This window comes from Mycobacterium farcinogenes, from assembly GCF_019739075.1.
Lineage (GTDB): Bacteria > Actinomycetota > Actinomycetes > Mycobacteriales > Mycobacteriaceae > Mycobacterium > Mycobacterium senegalense.
Map to the genome: position 1 here is coordinate 3022101 of NZ_CP081673.1, position 19111 is coordinate 3041211.

At 67.5% G+C, this 19111-nt stretch carries 18 protein-coding genes; 11 read left to right on the top strand and 7 right to left on the bottom strand.

Translation table 11 applies throughout. The features are described 5' to 3' along the window. Nucleotides 1–145: 145 nt before the first annotated feature. The 3 genes from K6L26_RS14300 to K6L26_RS14310 all read right to left on the bottom strand — a co-directional run bounded on the left by K6L26_RS14300 (nt 146) and on the right by K6L26_RS14310 (nt 3489). Nucleotides 146–1015 carry a type IV toxin-antitoxin system AbiEi family antitoxin domain-containing protein gene (locus K6L26_RS14300; protein WP_221853278.1) on the bottom strand — a complete coding sequence of 290 codons (870 nt, stop codon included), beginning with the start codon at nt 1013–1015 and terminating at the stop codon, nt 146–148. A 91-nt stretch (nt 1016–1106) separates the two neighbouring features. Beyond that, nucleotides 1107–2645, bottom strand: a complete 1539-nt coding sequence (locus K6L26_RS14305; protein WP_221853279.1) for an APC family permease — start codon at nt 2643–2645, stop codon at nt 1107–1109. Continuing rightward, nucleotides 2638–3489 (bottom strand): universal stress protein, encoded by an 852-nt coding sequence (locus K6L26_RS14310; protein WP_064894309.1) that lies wholly within the window; start codon nt 3487–3489, stop codon nt 2638–2640. Before K6L26_RS14310 ends, K6L26_RS14305 begins: the two co-directional genes overlap by 8 nt. A gap of 153 nt (nt 3490–3642) precedes the next feature. Here K6L26_RS14310 and K6L26_RS14315 point away from each other — a divergent pair, with 153 nt between their 5' ends. Beyond that, the gene (locus tag K6L26_RS14315; protein ID WP_221853391.1) at nt 3643–5157 is read left to right on the top strand and encodes a PucR family transcriptional regulator; all 1515 of its coding nucleotides are present in this window, start codon (nt 3643–3645) and stop codon (nt 5155–5157) included. A 24-nt stretch (nt 5158–5181) separates the two neighbouring features. Here K6L26_RS14315 and K6L26_RS14320 read toward each other — a convergent pair whose 3' ends face one another. After that, on the bottom strand, nt 5182–5634 hold the full coding sequence (locus tag K6L26_RS14320) for a hypothetical protein (RefSeq protein WP_221853280.1): 453 nt from the start codon (nt 5632–5634) through the stop codon (nt 5182–5184). Nucleotides 5635–5717: 83 nt separating this feature from the next. On the opposite strand from K6L26_RS14320, the gene K6L26_RS14325 reads away from it, so the two are divergent. The 8 genes from K6L26_RS14325 to K6L26_RS14360 all read left to right on the top strand — a co-directional run bounded on the left by K6L26_RS14325 (nt 5718) and on the right by K6L26_RS14360 (nt 14778). After that, on the top strand, nt 5718–6416 hold the full coding sequence (locus K6L26_RS14325) for a TetR/AcrR family transcriptional regulator (protein ID WP_221853281.1): 699 nt from the start codon (nt 5718–5720) through the stop codon (nt 6414–6416). Between the two features lie 73 nt (nt 6417–6489). Beyond that, a complete protein-coding gene (gene pafA / locus K6L26_RS14330) occupies nt 6490–7848 on the top strand; it encodes a Pup--protein ligase (protein WP_085980515.1) in 1359 nt (452 codons plus the stop codon). 18 nt (nt 7849–7866) lie between these two features. Next, nucleotides 7867–8862 (top strand): helix-turn-helix transcriptional regulator, encoded by a 996-nt coding sequence (locus tag K6L26_RS14335; RefSeq protein ID WP_221853282.1) that lies wholly within the window; start codon nt 7867–7869, stop codon nt 8860–8862. 66 nt (nt 8863–8928) lie between these two features. Then, complete coding sequence (locus K6L26_RS14340; RefSeq protein ID WP_221853283.1) at nt 8929–9885, top strand: helix-turn-helix transcriptional regulator; 957 nt, start codon at nt 8929–8931, stop codon at nt 9883–9885. A gap of 30 nt (nt 9886–9915) precedes the next feature. After that, the gene (tatA, locus tag K6L26_RS14345; RefSeq protein WP_019343999.1) at nt 9916–10164 is read left to right on the top strand and encodes a Sec-independent protein translocase subunit TatA; all 249 of its coding nucleotides are present in this window, start codon (nt 9916–9918) and stop codon (nt 10162–10164) included. 75 nt (nt 10165–10239) lie between these two features. Continuing rightward, nucleotides 10240–11196 carry a twin-arginine translocase subunit TatC gene (gene tatC, locus K6L26_RS14350; protein WP_019343998.1) on the top strand — a complete coding sequence of 319 codons (957 nt, stop codon included), beginning with the start codon at nt 10240–10242 and terminating at the stop codon, nt 11194–11196. Further along, nucleotides 11186–13945 carry a DEAD/DEAH box helicase gene (locus K6L26_RS14355; protein WP_221853284.1) on the top strand — a complete coding sequence of 920 codons (2760 nt, stop codon included), beginning with the start codon at nt 11186–11188 and terminating at the stop codon, nt 13943–13945. The genes tatC and K6L26_RS14355 overlap by 11 nt, the downstream gene beginning before the upstream one ends. Before the next feature lie 41 nt (nt 13946–13986). Further along, nucleotides 13987–14778, top strand: a complete 792-nt coding sequence (locus K6L26_RS14360) for a DUF4333 domain-containing protein (protein WP_043367977.1) — start codon at nt 13987–13989, stop codon at nt 14776–14778. An 81-nt stretch (nt 14779–14859) separates the two neighbouring features. Here K6L26_RS14360 and K6L26_RS14365 read toward each other — a convergent pair whose 3' ends face one another. Together K6L26_RS14365 and K6L26_RS14370 are read right to left on the bottom strand one after the other, a co-directional pair. Further along, on the bottom strand, nt 14860–15819 hold the full coding sequence (locus tag K6L26_RS14365) for a 5'-3' exonuclease (protein ID WP_019343995.1): 960 nt from the start codon (nt 15817–15819) through the stop codon (nt 14860–14862). After that, the gene (locus K6L26_RS14370; RefSeq protein WP_221853285.1) at nt 15816–16667 is read right to left on the bottom strand and encodes a hypothetical protein; all 852 of its coding nucleotides are present in this window, start codon (nt 16665–16667) and stop codon (nt 15816–15818) included. Before K6L26_RS14370 ends, K6L26_RS14365 begins: the two co-directional genes overlap by 4 nt. Before the next feature lie 42 nt (nt 16668–16709). Between K6L26_RS14370 and K6L26_RS14375 the strand changes: the two genes are divergently transcribed. Beyond that, a complete protein-coding gene (locus K6L26_RS14375; RefSeq protein ID WP_221853286.1) occupies nt 16710–17837 on the top strand; it encodes a M24 family metallopeptidase in 1128 nt (375 codons plus the stop codon). 7 nt (nt 17838–17844) lie between these two features. Here the strand turns inward: K6L26_RS14375 and K6L26_RS14380 are convergent, their stop codons facing one another. Then, nucleotides 17845–18270 (bottom strand): F420-dependent biliverdin reductase, encoded by a 426-nt coding sequence (locus K6L26_RS14380; protein WP_019343992.1) that lies wholly within the window; start codon nt 18268–18270, stop codon nt 17845–17847. 35 nt (nt 18271–18305) lie between these two features. On the opposite strand from K6L26_RS14380, the gene K6L26_RS14385 reads away from it, so the two are divergent. Beyond that, nucleotides 18306–19082 carry a decaprenylphospho-beta-D-erythro-pentofuranosid-2-ulose 2-reductase gene (locus K6L26_RS14385; RefSeq protein ID WP_019343991.1) on the top strand — a complete coding sequence of 259 codons (777 nt, stop codon included), beginning with the start codon at nt 18306–18308 and terminating at the stop codon, nt 19080–19082. Nucleotides 19083–19111: the final 29 nt, after the last annotated feature.

The window sequence follows — 19111 nt, forward strand, 5'->3', positions numbered from 1 at the left end:
GGCTTTCCACACTCAGAGTCTCGGCCATCGCGGGCCGGACAACCATAGACGCATTGGCGATGCTCTCGGCAACCGGGACGCCATTTTGTCCAGTGATTTGTGCACGATCTTCTGCGCCAGCCGCGGAAAAGTGTGCACAAATCACTCAGGCGGCATGCCGAAGCCGCAAGGCACTCCGGATCTCGGCAACCACCCGGTCTGGGTACTCGGTCAGATCCAGCCAGGTGAACCGCAGGATCTGATATCCGTGCAGCGAGATGATGTTCTGCCGGTTTCGGTCGTTTTCGAAGTCGGCAGCGTCGCTGTGAAAGGCCCAGCCGTCGACTTCGATGGCAAGCTTTGCCGACTGAAAGACCACGTCGATCTTGTACCCCGCAACTGGACAATTGGCCTTCCAGCCAGTGATGTTGTTGTTGCGCAACAGTTTCAACAGCAGTCGCTCGGCTTCGGAGCGGGCGCCGTCTGCTGCGGACAGCAGCAGAATCCTGGCTGCAGGCGACCCGTGCCGGCCCTTGTTGCGCAGGTGGGCATCCCATAGTTGTCTCAGGTCGACGTGCCGCTGCAATGCGGTATCCATCAGCGGGGCGCCGCCTCCGCGACGGGTCGCAGCTTCGATGACCGAAAGCGCAAGTGCGGTTACCCGGAGTCCGTTGCGTTCGACGATGTCGGCGCTGTGCAGGTCACGGCGTCGGGCCCGGATCCCGTCGCGCTTGCGATGATTGCTGACCTTGGGCACGGTGACTTCGACGATTTTCGGCGGGTAACGCGTAACGCCGTGCCACCACGCGGCGGCCAGTCCGCTTGCGACGGCAGCCGGACCATACGACCACACCGCGCTGCGCACCCGCGCTGAATCGGTGAATGGGCGATCGTCGACAAAGAACACCCCGGGTGCGCAACGCAGCCAGCGGCCCGAACGAACGCGACGGCTGATGGCGTCGTCGCTCAGCCCGACTGACAGGGCTTGTGCCCGGGTGATGACGCCATCGTGATTGCGAAGAAAGTCGTCAAGCACACTGGTTCGGACGTTTGTGTCGCCGCCTCGGTTCCATCGATCGTGATTTGTGCACGGTTCTCCGCGGCTGACGCGGAAAATCGTGCACAAATCACGGCAGCTCGATGGTCAGGGTCAGGGTCTCGCCCCGGAAGAATGCCGGCTGGACGACGCGCAGGACGAGCATCAGGGCGGCGCCGAGCAGCAGAATGCCGAAGCCGAGGTAGAACACCAGGCCGATACCGCCGATCGACGCTCCGCTACCGCTGGCCTCAGGGTCCATGCTCACCAGCACCGACTTGACGAACACCGACAGCAGCATCACACCGCCCACCGCCGGGAACACCAATTTGTAGACGATGTTCCGCGGGCTGAGGAACAGTTCCCTACGGAAGAACCACACACACGCGAACGCGGTGATGCCGTAGTACCAACAGATCATGATGCCAAGGGCGGCAATGGTATCCAGCAGCGTGCGCTCGGATAGCAGGGTCACGATCGTGTAGAAGGCGGCGGTCACCACGCCGGCGACCACGGTGCTGAACACCGGTGACAGCGAACGGGGGTGGACGCTGGCGAACCGTTTCGGGAAGGCGCCGTATGCGCCCATCGCCAGCATGGTGCGCGCGGCCGGCAGGACGGTGGTCTGCAGGCTCGCGATCGAGGAGGCGAACACCGCCAGCAGCAGCAGCGGTCCGCCCCAGTCACCCAGCACCGGATAGGCCAGCGCCCCGAACACGTTCTCCGCGATGTCCTCGTTGCCGAGGCCCAGCCCGGTATCGCCGATTCCGGCATACATCATCACCGCGACCGCCACCAGCAGGTAGGTCAGCAGGATCGAGAGCACACACAGCAATCCGGCACGGCCGGGCACTTTGGTGGGGTCCTTGCTTTCCTCGCCCAGGGTCAGGCACGTGTCCCAGCCCCAGAACGCGAAGATCGAGCCGATCAGCCCGATCACGAAGGCGCTCATGGTGAGGCCGGTGAACGGATCGAACCATTGGATGTCGAAGCTCAAATGCCCTTCGGTACCGCCCGATCGCGCGATGGCGACCACCGCGAACGTGACGAGGACGATCATCTGGAAGCCGACCAGCACGTACTGCACCTTCTCGCTGGTGGTGATGCCGCGGCAGGAGATGTAGGTGGCGATGGCGAGCAGTGCGACCGTGGAAACGATGTTGACCGTGACATTCTCGGCCGGGAGCATCGCGAGGGTGTCGTTGTGCAGCACCTTGCCCAGGAACTCGTAGCCGAAAAGCACACCGATCGAGGCCAGGTTGGACAGCACGATGATGGTGGCGATCACCATGCCCCAGCCACACATCCAGCCCACGTACGGCCCGAAGGCCTTGGTAGACCAGGTGAACGACGCACCGCAATCGGGTGCGCGGGAGTTCAGTTCGCGATAGGCGTAGGCGGTCAGGAACATCGGGATGAACCCGGCGATCAGGATGGCGGGCATCTTGAGTCCGACCGCGGCGACGATGAGCCCGATGCTCGCGGTCAGCGTATAGCCGGGCGCCACCGTCGAGATGCCGAGGACGGCGCCGGTGAAGGTGCCGATGCGGCCGGCTGCCAGGCCTTTGGCGACCAGGCCCTCTTCGCGCTCGGCCTCGTCCAACTCGGTGCTGGCCAGCTGCTCAGTCATGTTCTGCCCCTTCGTCTTTGGGTACAACAAACATCGGGACTCGGAGAACACGCAGCATCTTGGCCGCAGTCGACCCGAGGAACAGGCGGCGAGGTTGAGCCAGCCGGCTCGAACCGACCATGATCATGTCGCCGTCATGCCAGCCCAGCTTGTTGACCGCCTCCTCGACTGTGGGGCCGGTGGCTACCCGCGAAGTGACGGGAACATCGTCGGGTAGAACGTCTTTCGCCTGATCCAGGGCGTGCTGTGCGTGTTGCCGAGCGGCGGTCAGCCGGCGGTCGTCGTCGACGGCGACCAGCGACACCAGGCGAAGCGGGGTGTTCGTGGCGCGGCAGAACCGCAAGGCGGTGTCGAGCAGCAGGGTGGCTCCCGGCCGGGTGCCGATGGCGCAGGTGACCTCACGAATCTTCTCGCTGCGGTCCAACCGGGCCCCGCGTGGTGCGATCACCACCGGTACCGGCGAGGCATGAACCAGATCGTTGACCACAGAGCCGAGCGACAGGGGACCGGCTATCCCGCCGCCGGCGCCGCCGACCACCAGCGCTTCGGCGTCAAGGTTGTCAGCTGCGGTGATCAGGCCCGTGGCGCTGGACTCGTGGTAGCTCAGGTGGGTGGTCACAGGCACGTCGTTGCGCACCCCTGCTGCGGCCGCGGCCAGCCAGCCGTCTGCTTCTCGGTGCAGCACGTCACCAGGGGTGGGAGCGATTGCCGAGCGGTCGCTGGGCAACACCATGCAGAGGTCGAGGTGGGCGCCGAGCGTGCGGGCGATCTGTTCTCCGACCGCGACGGCGTCATCACCTCCCGGGGTGGCGATATAGCCGACGGCGATTCGTGAAGTGTTCATCGACTGATCCGCACCGTCCATCTCTGGTGAATTCCGGCCGGTTTCCGGCCGGGGCCAAGTGTGTCGCGGAACACAACGGTGGTCATCCGACACAATGGAGAATCTTTGTGCAGCTTTTCGACATTCTGTACATTTCTGTGGGTGGCCGTCCCGGTGCGATGGGTTGTTGAGCAGTCGGATCTGCACCTGCGTCTGCTTGCGGGGTCGGCCGGTGTCGGGCGCGAGGTGAGCCTGGTGCTGACGACCGAACTGGCCAACCCGGCCGAATGGCTCTCCGGCGGCGAGATGGTGCTGACCACCGGGATCAGCCTTCCGGCCAGGGGTCGCGGACGCCGCCGTTACCTGCAACTCCTCGCTGAAAGCGGTGTCGCCGCAGTCGGTTTCGGTACCGGACTGACGTTCGATGCGGTTCCCGACGAGGTGGTGGCGGCGGCCGAGGAGCTCGGCCTGCCGCTGATCGAGGTGCCGCTTCGGACACCGTTCGCGGCAGTGGTTCAGCGGGTGGGTTCACGGATAGCGGAGCTGGAGTACGACGCCGTGTTGCGGGCTTCCCGGGCGCAGCCCCGGATCACCCGGGCGGTGGTGGGCGAGGGGCCGCGCGGGGTCGCGGCCGAGCTCGCGCGGGCGCTGAAGGCTGCCGTGGTGGTGATGGATCCGAGCGGGACGGTGATCGCCTCGCACCCGGGCAACCTGAGCGTGACGACGCTGAACCTGGTGCGCGATTCGATCGAGCCGGGAGCCGCCTCGGGCGTCCGCGTGCTCTCCGACGGCACCGCGGTGGCCCAGCAGGACATCAGGGTGGGCGGTCGGTCGCACGGTGTGCTGGCGGTGGTCAGCCCGGCAGCCCTGAGCCCGGTGGACCAGGTGCTCCTCGGTCACGCAACGTCGTTGCTGGCCTTGGATTTCGAGAAACCGGCCCGGCTGCAGGAGGTGCAGCGACTGCTCAACGGCCAGGCGCTGGGCCTGCTCCTGAGCGGAGAACACGACCGGGAGCCGGTGTATGCGCAGCTAGCTGCGATCGCCGACGCGCAGGGACGGATTCGCGTACTGGTCGTCGAGTTCGACGACGACGTGAAGGCGGCCAGTCCTCGGCGGCGCGCTGTCGCGGCGGTGGAGCGGGGGTTGGAGGCGGCCGGTCATCCGGTGTTCGTTCACGCCACCGACCGCCGGCTGACGGTGCTGCTGCCCGGCTCCCTAACCGTTGACGGCGTCGCCGGTCTGCTGGGCGGGCTCGACCGGTCGGTGCGCAAGTCGAGCCGTAGCGGGCTCAGTGGGGCGCAGCCGTTGGCGCGGTTGACGCAGGCTTTCGATGACGCCCGATTGGCCGCCTCGGTGGCCGAACGGGGTTGTCGCCCCTTGGAATTCGCGGCATTGGCAGGCAGCGCGTTGCTGTCCTCCGGGCCCACCCGCGAGGTATTGGTTGCGCTGGGGGCGGCGGTGCTGAGCCCGGTGGCCGACCATGACGCGCAGCATGGTTCAGGCCTGATGGCGGCACTGCGGGCGTTCTTGGAGGCCAACGGTCAGTGGGAGGCCGCCGCGGCGGCCATCGGCGTGCACCGGCACACGATGCGCAAGCGGATCGAGATCGTCGAGACGTTGCTGGGCTGTGACCTCGGGGTGGCCCGAGTGCGGGCCGAACTGTTGCTGGCGATCTTGGCGCGCGGTTGAGACCGGGTCGCCGCCTCAGCGGGCTCAGGCGGCGACCGTATTTTCCTCCGGAGTGCGCTCGCGCCGCCAGCCGACGTAGGTCAGCCACAGGCCCATCGCGGTCAGCAGCAGGAAGAAGATGCGTGCGGCCAACAGGGCGCCGGGGCTTGAGATCGTGGCGTTGGCGCCGGTGTCGATCGCTGACGGAATGGCCATCATGGCGAGCCCGCGCAGTGCCACGAACCAACCGAACAGGGAGATGAGTGCGGCCGTCACGCTGTACCAGTACTGGTGAAAGGCAATCACGATCAGGCCCATCATCAGCATCGCCGCGCCCAGCATCCAGGGCAGCACAGCGTTGTCGAACAGGCCGCCCAACAACCCGGCGAGGTCGGGTAGGCGAATGGCGATTATCAGCGTCGCTACCGCGACATATGGGCCCAGCACGCGGGCGAACGCCCGGGTCCGGCGACGGGCTTCCGGGGTGGATCGAGGCATCGCTACTCCCAACAATAAACCGACGGACGGTCTATTATTACGATAATTGCGGCCGTGAGCCGTCGTCAACAGGGAGGTGATCAGTGGCGCGTCGGGTCAAACCAGAGGAGTACGCAGCCCGCCGTCGGGAGATCCTCGATGCCGCCCTCGAACTCGTGCGCGACAAGGGGTACGAGCGGATGACCATCGAGGACGTCCTGGCGCGGGTGCAGCTGTCGAAGGGGGCGCTCTACCACTATTTCGGCTCGAAACAGGCGCTGCTGGAAGGAATCGTCGACGCGATGACGGAAACCGCGTCGCTGCCCCTGCAGGCTGTGATCGCCGACGAAAACCTCGACGCCGTCGCCAAGCTGCACGCCTACTTCGGGGCATCGGCCGCCTGGAAGGCCGACCATCCCGAGGTGGTGGCCATCCTGGTGAACCTCTGGCGAGACGAGAATGCGCTGTTCCGTCAGAAGCTGGCCAAGGAGTCCATGCGTACGGCAGTGCCCATGCTCGAATCCGTCATCCGTCAGGGCTGCGACGAAGGCGTGTTCGACGTCCAGTTTCCGCACGAGGCCGCGATGTTGATCGCCGGCCTCGACGGTGTGCTCGCCGACGCTTTCGCCGTCGCGGCCGAGGGCGACGGATCGAGCCCGATCGACATCAGCGGACCCCGCGCGCAGAGTGTGCTCGGCGCCTACTTGCAGGCGCTCGAACGCATCCTCGGGTTGTCCGGCGGCGCGCTGGCATCCGCGGCCCAGCAGCCGCGCATACCGCTCCGGCCCGGCCCGGAACGGTGATGTCCAGATTTTGCTTCACCGTCACCGCGCGCTTGTCCACCGTTGCGGTGAACCACCCCGTAAGCTCGTTAGCGTGCAGCGACGAATCATGGGCATCGAGACGGAATTCGGTGTGACCTGCACCTTCCATGGCCATCGCCGGCTCAGCCCCGACGAGGTCGCCCGCTATCTGTTCCGGCGGGTGGTGTCGTGGGGTCGCAGTTCCAACGTGTTTCTCCGTAACGGTGCGCGGTTGTATCTCGACGTGGGCAGCCACCCCGAGTACGCGACCGCCGAATGCGACAACCTGACCCAGTTGGTCACCCACGACCGCGCCGGCGAGCGTGTCCTTGAGGACTTGCTGATCGACGCCGAGCAGCGCCTGGCCGACGAGGGCATCGGCGGCGACATCTACTTGTTCAAGAACAACACGGACTCGGCGGGCAACTCCTACGGTTGCCACGAGAACTACCTGATCGTCCGGGCCGGTGAGTTCTCCAGGATCTCCGATGTACTGCTGCCGTTCCTGGTCACCCGCCAGCTGATCTGCGGTGCAGGCAAGGTGCTGCAGACGCCGAAGGCCGCCACCTACTGCCTGAGTCAGCGCGCCGAGCACATCTGGGAGGGCGTCTCCAGCGCGACGACGCGGTCTCGCCCGATCATCAACACCCGCGACGAGCCGCACGCCGACGCCGAGAAGTACCGTCGGCTGCACGTCATCGTCGGTGACTCCAACATGTGCGAGGCCACGACGATGCTCAAGGTGGGCACCGCCTCGCTGGTGCTCGAGATGATCGAGGCCGGAGTCCCGTTCCGTGACTTCTCCCTCGACAACCCCATCCGGGCCATCCGCGAGGTCAGCCACGACCTGACCGGACGGCGTCCCGTGCGGCTGGCCGGCGGGCGGCAGGCCAGCGCCCTGGATATCCAGCGCGAGTACTACAGCCGGGCCGTGGAGTACCTGCAGACCCGCGAACCGAGCACGCAGATCGAGCAGGTGGTCGATCTGTGGGGCCGCCAACTCGACGCGGTCGAGAGCCAGGACTTCGCCAAGGTCGATACCGAGATCGACTGGGTGATCAAGCGCAAGCTGTTCCAGCGCTACCAGGATCGCTACAACATGGAGTTGTCGGACCCGAAGATCAGCCAGCTCGATCTGGCCTACCACGACATCAAGCGCGGTCGCGGTGTCTTCGATCTGCTGCAGCGCAAGGGCCTGGCCGCCCGGATCACCACCGACGAGGAGATCGACGCCGCGGTCAACACCCCGCCGCAGACCACCCGGGCCAAGCTGCGCGGCGAGTTCATCAGCGCCGCACAGGAAGCGGGCCGGGATTTCACCGTCGACTGGGTCCACCTCAAGCTCAACGATCAGGCCCAACGCACCGTGCTCTGCAAGGATCCGTTCCGGTCGGTCGATGAGCGGGTCAAGCGCCTGATCGCCAGCATGTGAGCTCTAAGCTTTCCTCTCGTGGCGGTATCCAAAGTCGAGCGGTTGATGAACCTTGTCATCGCCCTGCTGTCCACCGATCGCTTTCTGCCGGCAGAAAAGATCCGCAAAATCGTCCAGGGCTACGACGACAGCTCCAGTGACGAGGCGTTCTCGCGAATGTTCGAGCGCGACAAGAACGAATTGCGCGATCTGGGAATCCCGCTGGAAACCGGCCGGGTGTCGAAGTTCGATCCCACCGAGGGATATCGGATCAACCGTGAGGCGTACGCGCTTCCGGCCGTCGAGTTGACCACCGACGAAGCCGCTGCCGTCGCGGTGGCCACGCAGCTGTGGCAGTCGCCGGAGTTGATCACCGCGACCCAGGGCGCGCTGCTCAAGTTGCGGGCGGCAGGCGTGGACGTCGAGGGCGGCGATCCGGCGGTCGCGATCACCTCCACCGCCGTGTTGCCCGGCATCCGGGGTTCGGAGAAGGTTCTGGGAACCCTGTTGTCGGCCATCGACACCGGTCGGGTCGTCCAGTTCGAACACCGCTATTCGCGCAGCGACCCCTACACCACACGCACCGTCGAACCGTGGGGAGTGGTGACACACCGGGGTCGGTGGTACCTCGTCGGGCATGACCGGCTCCGTGATGACACCCGTACCTTCCGGCTGTCCCGGCTCGGTGAGACGGTCGCCGCGATCGGTGAGGCCGGTGCCGTGCAGAAGCCCGAAGGCGTCAACTTGCGGGAAGTCGTCGAGCGGGTCGTGGCCGAATCTCCGACCGGGGAGCAGGCACGAGTCTGGGTGGCCGACGGACGGGCAACCGCTCTGCGACGGCAAGCCGTCGAAACGGTGCCGCGCACCCTGGCCGGTCGCGCCGGCGAGGAGATCACCGTCGACGTCGGGGGATACGACAGATTGGCCAGGGAGATCGCGAGTTACGGGGCTGACGCCGTGGCGCTGGCACCGCCGTCGCTACGCGAGGACGTGTTGGCGCGGTTGCGGGCGCAGGCGCAGGCGGACCGCGCATGAGAGCCAGCGAGGAGCCGGAGGGGGACCGCGCATGAGGGCCAGCGAGGAGCCGGAGGCGGATCGCGCATGAGCCAGGTATCGAACCGGCTGGTCCGGATGCTGAACATGGTGCCGTACTTCCAGGCCAATCCGAAGGTCACGCGAGCGGAGGCGGCGGGGGCGCTCGGTGTGACGCCCAAGCAACTCGACGACGACCTGCGGCAGTTGTGGATGTGTGGGCTGCCCGGATACAGCCCCGGAGATCTCATCGACTTCGATTTCGAAGGCGACACCGTCGAGGTCACGTTCAGCGCCGGTGTGGACCGCCCGCTGCGGCTGACTTCCACCGAGGCGACCGGCATCTTGGTCGCGCTGCGGGCCTTGGTCGATGTGCCCGGCATGGTCGATCCGGAAGCTGCGCGCAGCGCGATCGCCAAGATCGAATCCGCGGCCGGCAGCAAGCTGGCGGCCGTCGACGAGCCCGCCCAGTCCGAAAGCGTCGCTGCCGCTGCCGTGCGCGCCGCCGTGCGCGACGGCCGGGCGGTGACGCTGGAGTACTACTCGGCGTCGCGAGATTCGTTGAGCCATCGCACCGTCGATCCGATCCGGGTCGCGCTGGTGGGCGACAACAGCTATCTGGAGGCGTGGTGCCGTACCGCGGAGGCGGTGCGGCTGTTCCGCTTCGACCGCATCGTCGACGCACAGGTACTCGACGAGCCCTCGGCGCCGCCGCCACCGGCGGTGCAGGCCGGCCCCGACACGTCACTGTTCGACGCCGATCCGGCCCTGCCGTCGGCCACCTTGTTGGTCGACGCGACGGCGGCGTGGGTGTTCGATTACTACCCGCTGCGGGTGGTCAACGAACTGCCCGGAGGGGCCTGCGAGGCGGCGATGACCTACGCCTCCGACGAGTGGATGGCGCGGTTCGTACTCGGCTTCGGCTCGGCGGTCAGGGTGCTGGCCCCGGAGTCGTTGGCACAGCGCGTCCGGGACGCGGCCGCTGAGGCGCTGCGTGTCTACGACGCCGACGACGCACGCGGGTAGACTCGGCACGGACGTCTGGAGGTAACCAAATTGGGTGGTCTACAACCGTGGCACTGGGTCATCGTCATCGCGGTGTTCGTGCTGCTTTTCGGCGCCAAGAAGCTGCCGGACGCTGCGCGGTCGCTGGGCAAGTCGATGAGGATCTTCAAGTCGGAGATCAAGGAGATGCAGTCGGATTCCGCGCCCTCTCCGGCGGACGCCGCGTCGGCCAAGCCGATCACCTCCGAGCGGGTCGACGCTCCGGCTCCCGAGCAGTCCCCGGACCGCCACACGGCCTGACCGGTCCGGCGCCTCATCGCGGTCATCGCCCGCGATGATGTGCCGTGTCGACAACCAGGCCGCTAGAACACGCCCGTGACCTCCGGATTCATCAAGAAGCTCGATCCTCGTCGCCGCCGTTCGCGGGTCAATCCCGACGGCACGATGTCGCTGGTCGACCACCTCCAAGAGCTGCGTAATCGCCTGCTGATCAGCGTGCTCGCCGTCGTGGTGACGACGATCTTCGGCTTCCTCTGGTACACCAACGGCTTTTTCGGCCTGCACAGCCTCGGCGAATGGCTGCGCGGCCCGTACTGCTCCCTACCTGCCTCGGCGCGGGCGACCATCGCACCCGACGGCGAGTGCCGGTTGTTGGCCACCGGCCCGTTCGACCAGTTCATGCTGCGCCTCAAGGTGGCGCTGGCCGCCGGGCTGGTGCTGGCCTGCCCGGTGTGGCTCTACCAGCTGTGGGCGTTCATCACGCCGGGTCTCTACAAGAAGGAACGCCGTTTCGCGATGGCGTTCGTCGGCGTCGGCGCCGTTCTTTTCGTCACCGGCGCGATCCTGGCCTACGTGGTCCTGGCCACCGCCCTCGGCTTCCTGCTCACGGTCGGCAGCGACGTTCAGGTCACCGCACTGTCCGGCGAGCAATATTTCGGGTTCTTGATCAACCTGCTGCTGGTGTTCGGCATCAGCTTCGAATTCCCGCTCTTGATCATCATGCTCAACCTGGTCGGCATGCTCAGCTACGAGCGGCTCAAGGTCTGGCGGCGCGGGCTGATCTTCGGCTTGTTCGTGTTCGCGGCGTTCGCCACGCCGGGATCTGACCCGTTCACCATGCTGGCGCTGGCCTGCGCGCTCAGCCTCTTGCTGGAGTTCGCCATCCAGATCGCGCGCATCAACGACAAGCGCAAGGCGCGGCGCGAGGCGCTGGAGACGCCCGACGACGAGGCCGCCCCAATCCCGACGGCAGAACCGATTGGGCGGCCCGAACCCGTGACCGAGCCGGATGTGGGGACGTCGAGAATCGGTATCGACGACGATGCCACCTGATTCGGCTGACCAACCCGGCGTTGAGCTGACCAGGTTCACCGCCGAGTATCCGTTCGCTCTCGACGATTTCCAGCTGCGCGCGTGTCGCGCACTGGAAAACGGCCACGGCGTACTGGTGTGCGCACCGACCGGGGCCGGTAAGACGGTGGTCGGTGAATTCGCGGTACACCTGGCGTTGGCGGCGGGCGGCAAATGCTTCTACACCACCCCGATCAAGGCGCTGAGCAACCAGAAACACAACGATCTGGTGGCCCGTTACGGTGCGGACAAGATCGGGCTGCTCACCGGGGACCAGTCCGTCAACGGTGACGCCGACATCGTGGTGATGACCACCGAAGTGCTGCGCAACATGCTGTATGCGAACTCGCCTGCACTGCAAGGACTTTCCTATGTAGTGATGGACGAGGTGCACTTCCTGGCCGACCGGATGCGCGGCGCGGTGTGGGAAGAGGTCATCCTGCATCTGCCCGACGAGGTGCTGCTGGTCAGCCTGTCGGCGACGGTCAGCAATGCCGAGGAGTTCGGCGGCTGGATCCAAACGGTCCGCGGTGACACCACCGTCGTCGTCGACGAACACCGGCCGGTGCCGCTGTCGCAGCACATGCTGGTCGGACGGCGGTTGTTCGATCTGTTCGAGGGCACCAACAGTTCTCTCGTCGACCCGGAACTGCTGCGCCACATCAGCCATCGCCGCGAGGCCGATCGACTGGCCGACTGGCAACCGCGCGGTCGGGGCCGTGGACGTGGCGGGGGAGGGCGTCCGCAGCTGTACCGGCCGCCCGGCCGCCCCGACGTCATCGCCACTCTCGACGCCGCTGGGCTGCTCCCCGCCATCACGTTCGTGTTCTCCCGCGCCGGATGTGATGCGGCGGTCCAACAATGCCTGCGGGCGCCGCTGCGGTTGACCACCGATGAGGAGCGCGCCCGGATCGCTGAGATCGTCGATCGGCGCTGCGCCGACCTGGCCGAATCCGACCTGATCGTCCTCGACTACCACCAGTGGCGCGAAGGCCTGTTGCGCGGCCTGGCCGCCCATCACGCCGGCATGCTTCCGGTGTTTCGGCACACCGTGGAGGAGCTGTTCACCGCAGGCCTGGTCAAGGCCGTGTTCGCCACCGAGACGCTGGCGCTGGGCATCAACATGCCCGCCCGCACCGTGGTGCTCGAGCGGCTGGTGAAGTTCAACGGCGAACAGCATGTCCCGTTGACGCCGGGGGAGTACACCCAGCTGACCGGCCGCGCGGGGCGCCGTGGCATCGACGTCGAAGGCCACGCCGTGGTGTTGTGGCGGCCCGACGACGGCAACGCCGAACCCGCCGAGGTCGCCGGGCTGGCCTCGACCCGAACCTTCCCGCTGCGCAGCTCGTTCGCCCCCAGCTACAACATGACGATCAACCTGGTGCAGCAGATGGGGCCCGAACAGGCCCACAGACTGCTGGAGCGTTCCTTCGCCCAGTACCAGGCGGACCGGTCGGTGGTCGGGTTGGTGCGCGGGATCGCGCGCGGCGAGCGGATGATGGGCGAGCTGGCGGCCGAATTCGGTGGTAAAGACGCGCCGATCCTCGACTACGTCCGGCTCCGGGCCAAGATCGGTGAACGGGAGCGTGCGCAGTCGCGGGCGTCGAGGCTGCAACGACGCCGGGCGGCCACCGATGCCCTGGCCGCGTTACGGCGCGGCGACATCATCACCATCACGCAGGGACGGCGCGGCGGGCTGGCGGTGGTGCTGGAGGCCGCCCAACGCGACAGCGACGACCCGCGGCCACTGGTGCTCACCGAACACCGTTGGGCCGGCCGGATTTCGTCGGCCGATTACTCGGGCGCCTCGGCTCCGCTGGGCACGATGGCCCTGCCCAAGCGTGTCGAACATCGGCAGCCCCGCGTGCGTCGGGACCTGGCGTCGGCGCTGCGTTCGGCGGCTGCCGATCTGTCGGTGCCTTCCAAACGCGCCGGCCGGGGCGCCCCGGCGCCGGAACGCGACGTCGACCCCGAGCTGGCCGGCCTGCGCGACCAGTTGCGCCACCACCCGGCCCATCAGCTACCGGACCGCGAGGCCCAGGCCCGGATCGCTGAACGCTATCTGCGCATCGAGCGCGACAACGCCCAGATCCAGCAGAAGGTGAACGCGGCGACGAACTCGCTGGCACGTACCTTCGATCGGATCGTGGCACTGCTCAGTGAACGCGGCTTCGTCGAGTCGGTCTCGGGTGAACCGCGGGTCACCGATGCGGGCCGCCTGCTGGCCCGTATCTACAGCGAGAGCGACCTCTTGGTGGCCGAGTGTCTGCGGGCCGGGGTGTGGGACGGTTTGCAGCCCGCCGAACTGGCGGGCGTGCTGTCGGCCGTGCTGTTCGAATCACGCGGGGACACCGCCGGCGGCACGGTGGGGGTCGACATTCCCACTGCGGGCCTGCGCCGTGCGCTGGCTCAGACCCGGCGGGTGTCGGCGGATCTGCGTGGCGACGAGCAGCGGCACCGACTGGCGCCGAGCCGCGAACCCGACGAGGGATTCGTCACGGCTGTCTACCGCTGGGCCACCACCGGCGATCTGGGCGCCGCGCTCGCGGCATCCGATGCGGGCGGCTCAGGTTCGGCGTTGTCGGCCGGAGATTTCGTCCGGTGGTGCCGGCAGGTGCTCGATCTGCTCGACCAGGTGCGCAACGCCGCGCCCACCCCTGCCTTGCGCAATACCGCGAAACGCGCCGTCAACGATGTTCGCCGCGGCGTTGTTGCTGTTGATGCGGGGTAGTGTGTTTTTCTGGCTACACCCGAACAGGATCAAGGAGAACCATGAGCGGACCGCAGGGACCTGACCAGGGACAGCAGTGGCCCGGTCAGCAGCCTGAGCCCGGAGGGGACCAGGCGCAGGGTGCCGAGGCGTGGCAACCGCCCACCCCCGCATCCGAGGGCCCCACGCCTCAAGCTCCGGCCTGGCAGCCGCCGGCGTACACGCCGCAGCAGTACCCGTCGTATCAGCAGCCTGCCCAGGGCGTGCAGCAGCCGGATTACTCGCAGGCCCAACAGCCGCCGTATACGGGCGCCGAGCAATACGGCCAGCAGGCCTACCCGGCTCCGGGTCAGCCGCAGTACGGACAGGTGCCCGGCTACGGCCAGCAGCCGCAGTACGGCCAACCCGGTCAGCCCCCGCAGTTCGGGCAGCCGGGGCAATACGGCCAGCCGGGCCAGTACGGCGCTCCCGGACAGTTCGGGCAATACGGTGTGCCGGGTGCCGAGGCCGGCTCCAAGCGGTCGCTGGCGATGGTCGGCGGCATCATCGGTGGCCTGGTGGCTCTGTTGGTGCTCATCCTCGCGGTGACCGCGTTCTGGCTGCCGGGGTGGGCGATGACGACCAAGCTCGACATCAACAAGGCCCAGAGCGGCGTCGAGCAGATCCTGACCGACAAGACCAATGGCTACGGCGCCACCAAGGTCACCGGCGTCAAGTGCAACGACGGTGAGAACCCGACGGTCAAGAAGGATTCGACCTTCGACTGCGAGGTCACCATCGACGGCACCAAGCGCAAGGTCACGGTGACCTTCAAGGACGACAAGGGCACCTACGAGGTCGGTCGGCCAAAGTAGTTCCCGCTGATTTCTACGTCAGGGTCGCTTCGCCGCGCGCGAGCGGCCCTGACGTCGAAAACGGCGATCGCGGCGGGGATGTCAGCCCGGCAGTCGGTCCAGCGCTGTCTGTAACCGACTGATCGACGACGTGACCCCGTACGCTGCGGCAAGCTCTGCGACCCGCGCCGGGTCTTTGGCCGCCAGCGGCAGTTCATCAGTAGCGCCGGACAGAGTCACCGGAGCATCCGTCGCCACCCGGACCACCGGTTCGGCGGCGGCCATGTAGTCGGCGGCGGCCAGCAGTTTGGCCCGATGTGCTTTGGACAGTGAGGATTTCGGATCCTCGGCGGCCGCCTGGATGCCCTGCAACGACCCGTGCCGGGCCAGCAGTGTCGCGGCGGTCTTCTCGCCGATCCCGGCCACCCCGGGCAGTCCGTCGGATGGATCACCGCGCAGCAGGGCCAGCTCCGCGTACGCCGGTCCGGCCCGGTCGATGGGCACCCCGTAGGCCTCGGAGACCTCAGCGGGGCCGAACTTGGTCGCCTTGGCCAGCCCGCGCCCGATGTAGAGCACGCGGACCGCGGGGCCCGGCTCGTCGCGCACCAGTTGCAGCAGATCACGGTCTCCGCTGACCACCACCACCGGATCGTGCTGTTCACGGGTGGCCAGGGTGCCGAGCACGTCGTCGGCCTCGAATCCGGGCGCCCCGGCGGTCACGATGCCGAACGCGTCGAGCAATTCCATGATCATGCCGACCTGCGGGGTGAGGTCGTCGGGAACCTCTTCGACATCGGGGATGCCGTCAGGCTGGGGTTGCTCCACCCGGTGTGCCTTGTACGACGGCACCAGGTCGACCCGCCACTGCGGCCGCCAGTCGTCGTCACGGCACACCACGAGCCGGCGCGGCCGCTCCCGGGTGACCAGCGTGGCGATCGAGTCCAGGAATCCGCGGACCGCGTTCACCGGTCTGCCGTCGGGTGCCTTGATCGACGACGGCACACCGAAGTACGAGCGGAACCACATGCTGGCACCGTCGAGCAGCAGAACCGGATCGCTCACTGAATCCTCCCGAAGATGTATGAGGCAGCGGTGACGGCCTTGCCGCCGGCACCCTCGTCGTGCAAGGTGGCGCGTACCGCGATCGTGCCGCCCGCCCCGGGCAGGACCTGTGTGTCGACCCGGAACGGCCCGGCCTTGCCGCGCGCCAGGAACATCACGTGAGACGAAATCCCTTGCAGCACATCGGAATTCGCCGCCGCTGCGGCCGCTTCTGAGGCGGCGGTCTCCAGGATGACGAACTGCGGGCCGATGTGGAGGGCGGCATCCGGCGAGGCCACTTCAACCGCGAGTTCCGGCAGTGCCCAACGCCCGTCAGGTCGCTTCTGGCCTCCGAAGACCTGCCACAGCGGCGGCAGATCCGGCCCGTCCACGACGTCGATCGGGTCGACCGGCATCTTCTCCAGGCCCTCCGGTGGGGTGCCGATCGAGATGCCCTGCCCCTCGGTGAGCGCGATGACGCGTCCCGGGTTGTCGGCGTCGACGATCACCGACCGGCTGTAGGCCAGCTGTCTGCCCTGCTTGAGGACCTCGGTGTCGATCCGGATGCGCGTGACATCGGTGGCTGGGTCCAGCACCTGACAGGAGTGGATGACCGGGTTCGGCACGGCCTCCAGGTCGCTGACACCGCCACTGTCCGGGGAGGAGATGCCCAGCACCGCCAGCAGCACTCCGCCGGCCGGGTTGCGCATGTCGCGGCGCAACGTCACGGTGTCGTCGACCGGCCCGAGGTCCATCGAGGAATAGGAGCGTCCGAGATAGCGGTAGCTCAACAGGCCACCCCAACGGCGGCGCAGCTCAGCGGCGTACGCCTCGGGATCGCCGGTGAGTTCCCGGATGTCACGCAACATTCCAGCGACAGTAGTGGACGGGGACCGATTAGCCTCGATGCCATGACCGCCAGCCGATTCAGCACCGATGTCTATGCCCACCGCATTTCCGCAGCCGCCTCCGCCGCAGCAGATGCCGGTCTGGCCGGCCTGGTCATCACCCCCGGCTATGACCTGCGGTACCTGATCGGCTCGCGGGCGCAGACCTTCGAGCGGTTGACGGCGCTGGTGCTGCCCGCGGATGGAGAGCCCAGCATCGTGGTGCCGCGCCTGGAGCTGGCTGCGCTGCGTGAGTCGGCGGCCACCGAACTCGGTGTGACGGTGCGCGATTGGGTGGACGGGCAGAACCCGTACCAGATGGTGGCGGATGCGCTCGGTGGCGCCGGTGCCAAGACAGCGGTGACCGACTCGATGCCCGCCCTGCACCTGTTGCCGCTGGCCGACCTGCTGGGTGTGGTGCCGGTGCTGGCCACCGACGTGCTGCGGCGCCTGCGGATGATCAAGGACCCGGCCGAGATCGACGCGCTGCGCAAGGCCGGCGCGGCCATCGACCGGGTGCACGCCAGGGTTCCCGAGTTTCTGGTGCCCGGCCGCACCGAGGCCGACGTGGCCGCCGACATCGCCGAAGCGATTGTGGCCGAAGGGCATTCGGAGGTGGCGTTCATCATCGTCGGTTCCGGGCCCAACGGAGCGGATCCGCACCATGAGTGCTCCGACCGCGAGCTGAGCGCCGGCGACATCGTCGTCGTCGATATCGGTGGCCCGTACGAGCCCGGCTACAACTCCGACTCGACTCGCACCTACTCGATCGGTGAGCCCGATCCGGAGGTGGCGCGTCGCTACGCGGTGCTGCAGCGCGCTCAGCAGGCGGCCGTCGCCGCGGTGCGCCCCGGTGTGACGGCTGAACAGGTCGACGCCGCGGCCCGCGACGTGCTGGCCGCCGAGGGGCTGGCCGAGGCGTTCGTGCACCGCACCGGACACGGCATCGGGTTGTCGGTACACGAGGAGCCCTACATCGTGGCCGGCAATGACCTGACGCTTGAGGCCGGAATGGCGTTCAGTGTGGAGCCCGGCGTGTACTTCCCTGGCCAGTGGGGCGCCCGGATCGAGGACATCGTCGTGGTCACCGCCGACGGTGCGGAATCGGTCAACAACCAGCCGCACGAACTCGTCATGGTGCCGGTGAGGTGAGCCGGCCTCAGCCCTCGCTGCGATCCAGCAGTTCCGAGGAGCCCAGCACGCGCTCGATCCGCACCTCGATCACCACGCGGCGGGGGTTCACCCGCGGGGTGCGGTAACGCTGGGCGTAGCGCAGCTCGGCGTCACGGACGGCGTCCGGCTCGCTGCTCACCGTGGACTTGCCCTCCAGCGACAGCCACCGCGCCCCGTCGACCTGGCTGAGCACGGCGATGCCGCGCTCGTGCGCGTTCACGGCCTTCTGCGAACCGCCGTTGGTGATGACCCGCGCGATGTGCGTCTTGGGATCGAAGGTGAAACCGACCGCGACCACGTGTGGGGAATTGTCCGAGCGCAGCGTCGTGAGCATCGCCAGGTGACGTTCGGTGAGGAACGCCAGCGCCTCGCTGGTGAGCTTGGTGGTCGCCTTGCCACGAGATGTAGCCATCGGGGTCCACGCTAGCGCAGGACATAATCGCTGCCATGGAGGACACAGCTGACACGGCCGGAATTGCCGGCGCGGATCCCCGTGTCGTGGTGATTTTCGGTGGCCGCAGCGAAATCGGTGTCGAGCTCGGGGTTCGGCTCGCCGCGGGGGCGGTCGTCGTGCTGGCCGCGCGCCGCACCGATCAGCTCGTCGAGCAGGTCGCGGCGTTGCAGGCAGCCGGAGCGACCGCGGTTCACACCGCCGAGTTCGACGCCGACGACGTCGCCGGCCACACCGGAGTCGTCGACGCGATCGAAGCCGCACACGGGCACATCGACACCGCGGTGCTGGCCTTCGGGGTGCTGGGCGACCAGGACCGGGCCGAAGTCGACGCGGCGCACGCGGTGGCCGTCGTGCACACCGACTACGTGGCGCAGGTCAGCCTGCTCACCGTGCTGGCTCAGCGCATGCGCGCCAGGGACCGCGGCCGGCTGGTGGTGTTCTCCTCGATCGCCGGCGCCCGCGCCCGGCGCGCCAACTACGTCTACGGATCGGCCAAAGCCGGTCTGGACGCGTTCGCCTCCGGGCTGACCGATGCCCTGCACGGCACCGGGGTTGAGCTGCTGATCGTGCGTCCTGGGTTCGTGATCGGCCGGATGACCGAGGGCATGGAGCCGGCACCGTTCTCCAGCACACCCGCCCAGGTGGCCGAGGCCACGGCCAAGGCGCTGCGCAAGGGCAAACGCGAGGTGTGGGTGCCCTGGGTGATCCGGCCGATGATCAACGCGGCGCGGTTCGTGCCGCGGCCGGTCTGGCGCAGGATGCCCCGGTGATGAGCGCTCGCGCGAAGAACAGACCGCAG